General features: G+C 40.4%; 4 protein-coding genes and 1 pseudogene. 1 reads left to right on the top strand and 4 read right to left on the bottom strand.

Annotation, left to right across the window (positions count from 1 at the left end):
- The 4 genes from HK25_RS11955 to HK25_RS11970 form a co-directional block, all read right to left on the bottom strand.
- Positions 1-955: nitrilase-related carbon-nitrogen hydrolase (locus tag HK25_RS11955; protein ID WP_304528639.1), on the bottom strand; the 955-nt coding region annotated here is incomplete at its 3' end.
- 654 nt (positions 956-1,609) lie between these two features.
- On the bottom strand, positions 1,610-2,602 hold the full coding sequence (locus HK25_RS11960; RefSeq protein ID WP_086636374.1) for an acetamidase/formamidase family protein: 993 nt from the start codon (positions 2,600-2,602) through the stop codon (positions 1,610-1,612).
- Between the two features lie 3 nt (positions 2,603-2,605).
- Positions 2,606-3,193: a hypothetical protein gene (locus HK25_RS11965; RefSeq protein ID WP_086636375.1), complete on the bottom strand. Its 588-nt coding sequence runs from the start codon at positions 3,191-3,193 to the stop codon at positions 2,606-2,608.
- Entirely contained in the window at positions 3,190-4,329 is a 1,140-nt protein-coding gene (locus tag HK25_RS11970; protein ID WP_086636376.1) for a transporter substrate-binding protein, read from the bottom strand. Before HK25_RS11970 ends, HK25_RS11965 begins: the two co-directional genes overlap by 4 nt.
- Before the next feature lie 544 nt (positions 4,330-4,873).
- Here HK25_RS11970 and HK25_RS11975 point away from each other — a divergent pair.
- Positions 4,874-5,578 (top strand): annotated as a pseudogene (locus tag HK25_RS11975) (IS6 family transposase).
- The last annotated feature ends 201 nt before the right edge of the window (positions 5,579-5,779 follow it).

Genomic DNA, 5,779 nt, shown 5'->3' on the forward strand with positions numbered 1-5,779 from the left:
CTATTAATATTAATATCTTTTTTATATTATCATTTTTATTTTCAGAGAAGTTATCTTGAACAACAGATACTTTCCCACTTCCTCCTTTAGATATAGGATTATTATTATAAAGATTAAAGTAATCTAAAGGATTCCACAGAAATGTATTTTTTTGTAATTCACGATAAAGATTAGGGCGTCTACATTCTAAAGTAGAGTAGACATTTTTTTTCATTTTTCTTGATTCATTTAAATCAATATTTGCATAAACAATACCATTTTCTGTATCAATTTGGCTTATAATATCACCATTAGGGGATATTATACATGATCCGCCACTAAATTGTACACCCCTCTCCAGTCCCCATCTATTGCTTTCCAATAAATAACAGTTATTTTCATATGCCCGACTAATCCAATATGGGGCAGGTGTTTTTTCTGCTAGCCAATTACTAATATGACAGATAATATCAGCTCCTTCTACAGCTACAACTCTTGCTGTTTCAAGAAAATGAATATCCATGCATATTAAAATTGCTATTTTACCCAAGGGAGTATCATAAACTTTATGACCATTATTTCCCGGAGCTGCCCATTTTGGTTCTGAAATATAAGAGTGTGTTTTTCTATGAACCCCCAAAACCCCTTTTGGCCCAATAAAAATAGCTGAGTTATATAGTAACCCGCTTTCTTCATCTTGTTCTGGCATACCCAAAACCAAGTATATATTTAAAGAAGACGACAAATTTTTAAAAAGAGAAACAGTTTTTCCGGATACTGGTTCCGCCATTCTGGCAGCTTCTTCTTCATTAAAAAAGCAATAACCAGAAATAGCCATTTCAGGCGTAGTAATTAATTTAGCACCAGATTCAGCTGCTTCTTTTATTAATTCTATTAGTTCCAAGCAATTTTTTTCTTTATCGAATAATCTTGGCTCAAATTGAATTGCAGCAGCTTTATAACTATCAATGCCCATAATTAAAAATCCTTTTATTTATAGTGACAAAATATATCATTTAATTCCCCTTATTTATTTTTGATGATTTTATATAAATTAAAAGAAAACTAAATATAGAATTAACTTTTAATTTATAATAAAGATATATTTTTATTTTTCATTTAACAACACCGTTGTTGTTTAGATATATAATATCAGAAAAATAAAAAAATTAACTACTATTAAATAGTAAGCATTAAAAATCTTATAAATCAACATGATTTATATATATTTTTATTAATAGTATTGGGATTTAAATTCACACTGCATTTTACGGCGTGTCGTCAGTTAAGGAGGAGGATGATTAGAGGGATAGAAGAACCATTGATTGATGTGCCCTGGTTCTGATTTTGGGCTATTGGCGTCTTGATTTCTGGTTCGTTAGCCTGATTTTCGCTCTGCCTCAGACGTCATACAAAAATCAGGACAGAGAACTACCATCAGCACGACAGAACTCTGGAATCACGAACCAGAGCACATCAATCAATGGTTCTTCTATCCCTCCATCTACAAAACCCTATTCAATCAGGAGTGATTGAATAGCTTTGATACGCAATTGAGTATCATCCGGAAATTTTTGATGTTAATGGGTATAAACGGATTTGTTGATTTTATTTTTTCAGTAATTACTTATTATTCTCCAAATAAATATGATTTTTTTATAGAAGCGGCCACTGTGTACTTGGGATCTACCATATTACCCAATCTTACCCTGCCACATTGACTCAACAGCATATATGCGTCGATCCGATCGAACCCAAAATCCGTAGCCATCCATTCTATAAGATCTCGATAGGCCATTCTCGTGGCATCCTCTAACGGGCGCGCAGACCCTACGGACATTATAAAATTCTCACTTTCTATCCGGGGACCCGATATCTTCCAGTCCTTTACAAGATGAACTCGTACTGTTGTATGCGTCGGATGCTCCAGCGCCACACCTGACAATTCACCGTCGCCTTGTGTTGCGTGACAATCTCCCAAGTATAATAGCGCACCAGGTGCATTCACCGGGAAATAGATTATATTTCCTGGTCTGACATCGGGAAGATCCATGTTTCCACCCCAATAATCCGGTTGCAGGGCGGAAACAGCTTCAATCTCGGGGGAAACACCAATCGATCCAATAAAAGGTTCATACGGAATTGTTATTTTATCAGACCATATTGTACCCTTTTCCTCTGTGACAATTAATTTCCTTACCCGTTCTGGAAGATCTTTTTGTAGAGACGCCGTCTCTTTGGTGCTGACGAGCCCTCCAAATTGTGGCATTATCAGCGTTGTTCCTCGCGGTTGTTCTCCACGTGGTGAAATTTTTAATATTTCCACACACAGAGTGTCTCCCTTTTCAGCGCTTTCAACAAAAATCGGACCATTTTGTGGATTAAGATACGGAAAATTTAATATCTCTGATGGGACATCACTCTCAGTCTTGATCTGCCCCTCAAAAGCATCATGCGTTTCGCAAGTTACTGTATCTCCCGATTTGATCGATAAAACAGGAGTTGGGTACGGCCCATAAACGTAGTGATACTTGCCCTGCGTTTTCTCAGTTACATAATGATGCGTGTGAGAGATGTCCTCCAGCTTCACTATTTTATCCTTAAGTGCGCTTTTTTTCCACATGCCCTATACCTCATCAATGTAATAGTTGTAAGCGTATTCTTCTACTGAACATCTGTTCTGTTGAGATATAGCCCTTAACTTCTTATAAGCCGTCTCTTCATCAACATTGTTTTTGTTCATAAAGTGAAACAAATATTTAACCACATATTTCCTCTTTTTTTTCTTTTCATTTAAACTTTCTATTGTAGATTCTAGTATTTTTTTACGTTCATGAAGATTAATTGCCATATAAACTGCAGGAAATACCGTTGAAGAACAGATTGGCGTCCTAAGAAATGACGTTGCCTCTAGCATGATCATAGCTTTCAGGTGGGAGGGAGTTTCACTATTCACGAGAGCAACTATAGGAACGAGTTTAGGTTTTTCGTTCGATGACAGCGCATAAGATCGAACAGCGCTATCTGATAAATCGAGGAAATTAATCACGGCACGATCAGATACACAGGTAAACGCACTAACGTAATCACATCCTTTTAAATATAAAATATCCATCCCCATGTTCTTTAGGCTTCTCTCCAATAACGGATATTGGCGTTCTGAAAAGACCCTCGCTTCATAATGTTGGAAATTGTGCGTAACGGTCCGGCTCATGTACCCATACCATCACAAGTGTTTTCCATTTCGGCCAAATTTTCTGGATTCACCAAATATGGATTAGGCTCGACGTACGTTAAAGTGTCAGAAATTATATCAAATTCGAAATTCTTTTTAGATATTCCAATTCTGGGACGGGCTGCAGAGTGATTGGTGTTAATATCAACTCGAACATTGCCACGAGGAGCGTCACAAACTATCTCACCCAGCGCATTGACTACCGCCTGTCTTTCGTCACTTTTAGCTATTAACAAAGACCGACATAATAGTTTTGTGGTTAAATAAGCACCTTCTGCATCCACGCAAGCACCAGGCGACGATACCCCCGCACCCAATAAAGAAGATATAAACTTTTTATTTTCCTGATTGTTTATGCTTGAAAAATATACACTGGATACAATCAAATCTTCACACCATTCTGGCCCTATTGCTTTCAACTCAGTTTCACCAAGTGCACATGTTAAAATTGGTATGTTGGCTTTGTGTTGGAACTCAGAATTCCTGAAATCTCGAATAAATTGGTAATGATCTTCTCCAATGAGATTACTAAAAATAAAATCTGGCTTTGCAGCCCATATTTTATCTATTGTGGTAACAAAGGATTCCGCATTATCGGATATCGGCCTTAAATCTTCTCCGATGCAAACCCCACTTTGAGAGGCCAAGTAATCAGCCATAACGCGATTGTTCTCCCATGCCCAGACATAGTCAGAACCCAAATGGTAATAGCTTTTCCATCCTCTCTTGATTGCATAATCAATGAGATTCAAAACATGCTGAGCAGGAGTAGATCCTAGATATATAACTGATGGGGAGCACTCAAAGCCTTCATAATGAACCGGGTACCACAAGATCGAATCACGAGCTTCAAATGTCGGCACTACCTGCTGTCGTGAGCTTGACGTATAACAACCCAATACATGCTTGATGCCCTGATCTAGGAGAAATTTTGACGCTTCGATATAACAACCACCAAAATCGCTTGGGTCACTAAACACTGCTGTCACGCTAATCCCTTCACATTGTAATTCGTAAAGGGCAGCCTTAATACCACTGCGTATCGAGTTGTTTGCAACCTCGTAAGGAGTAGAACTAGACAAAAGGATTCCGATTTTTGGTAGTGCGAACGCCATTATCTGATACTCAGAAGCTACTGGCAGCGTCGCCAAAAATAATCGAAGTCGTTACTAACGAGGGCACCGTTACGAGCTTCGTAGCTCAGTGCGTTACCGTAACAAGGCCATGCAACATGCTTATTGTCAAGATAAAAAACCCTACCACGATCGATTTTGTATGGATAACTCGAATCTCGCAAAGGAGCAGATTGCATAAGATATCTCGTTAGCAACTGTGTTTAAGCAGCGGAGCTAATGCGCCATGACACTCAGGCTTTGAGGATAGCGTTGGCGATTGTGACGATCCCCAGTTTGTGTGGCTTACCCCGCTCTTTTATGCGCCTGGCAACAGCTTTCAGAACCGGATTATGGCAGGCCGCTGCCAATCCTGCCTGGAACAGTGAATTGCCCCGGGTTTTGTGGAGACGTTTTTTATCTGATTTAAGCGGCTAATGCATGTGATTTTTGTTGTTCATAAAAGCGTGTTGCGGCTTCTGGGTGTGCCTTCCTTGACGTTCTGCTGGTGCTGTCACATTAAGTGATTTGTGGTAGCGACTGAGGGATAAAAGTCTGTTCAGTGAGTTACAAGCGGCATCGCTTTCCTGGTGAGGTGATCGCTCATGCGGTCTGGTTGTATTATCGCTTTCCGCTGAGTTATCGTCTGGTCGAAGATATGCTGTGTGAGCGTGGGCTTGTGGTATCGTATGAAACGATCCGCCGGTGGAGCCGTAAGTTCGGCCCTGCTTACGCTGGAAGATTACGCAGGAAAGCTGCGAAACCGGGAGATATCTGGCATCTGGACGAAGTGCATCTGCGCATTCAGGGGCAGGTGTACTGGTTATGGCGGGCGGTAGACCAGGAGGGCTATGTCCTCGATGAAATTCTTCAGACACGACGCAATGCAAAAGCAGCACAAAATCTGTTAACCCGCCTTCTTCGTCAGCAGGGTGCACAACCAGCCCGTATCGTGACAGATAAGCTTTCTTCTTACGAAACAGCGAAACGCCATATCATGCCCTCTGTGAGGCATCTGAGCCATAAGAGGCTGAATAACAGAGCAGAAAATTCACATCTGCCCTTACGAAAACGAGAAAGAGTGATGCAGAAATTCCGCTCTCCGGCCGGGTGTTAGCTTTTTGTCTCTGTGTTCTCAGCCGTTCGTAATCTCTTTGTTCCGCCCGCTCAGATATCATCAGCTCTCAGCAAGTATCTCCATCGTATCAGAGCTTTCGCTCAGTGGAACAGTGCGACCGCTCTGACTGCCTGAAATTACACTCTTAGCGACTTTCTCAACCAATCAGACTTAATGTGACAGCACCGAACCCTCCATGTTGAATGCAAGAAGTTTTTTATATTTTACGTAAATAGAGCAAAAAGAAACAAGCTCCGGCACCTGAGATAAGAATGCCGGTTGGTATCTCCTGAGCTGCAAATAGGCTGTGGCTCAGCAGGTCAGCAAGCATAGCGG

Origin of the sequence: Acetobacter sp. DsW_059 (assembly GCF_002153695.1) — a bacterium.
Classification (GTDB): domain Bacteria; phylum Pseudomonadota; class Alphaproteobacteria; order Acetobacterales; family Acetobacteraceae; genus Acetobacter; species Acetobacter thailandicus.

Excerpts from the sequence above, each read along its gene's own strand:
- HK25_RS11960 (WP_086636374.1), bottom strand. The coding sequence starts at position 2,602 with ATGTGGAAAAAAAGCGCACTTAAGGATAAAATAGTGAAGCTGGAGGAC.
- HK25_RS11965 (WP_086636375.1), bottom strand. The coding sequence starts at position 3,193 with ATGAGCCGGACCGTTACGCACAATTTCCAACATTATGAAGCGAGGGTC.
- HK25_RS11970 (WP_086636376.1), bottom strand. The coding sequence starts at position 4,329 with ATGGCGTTCGCACTACCAAAAATCGGAATCCTTTTGTCTAGTTCTACT.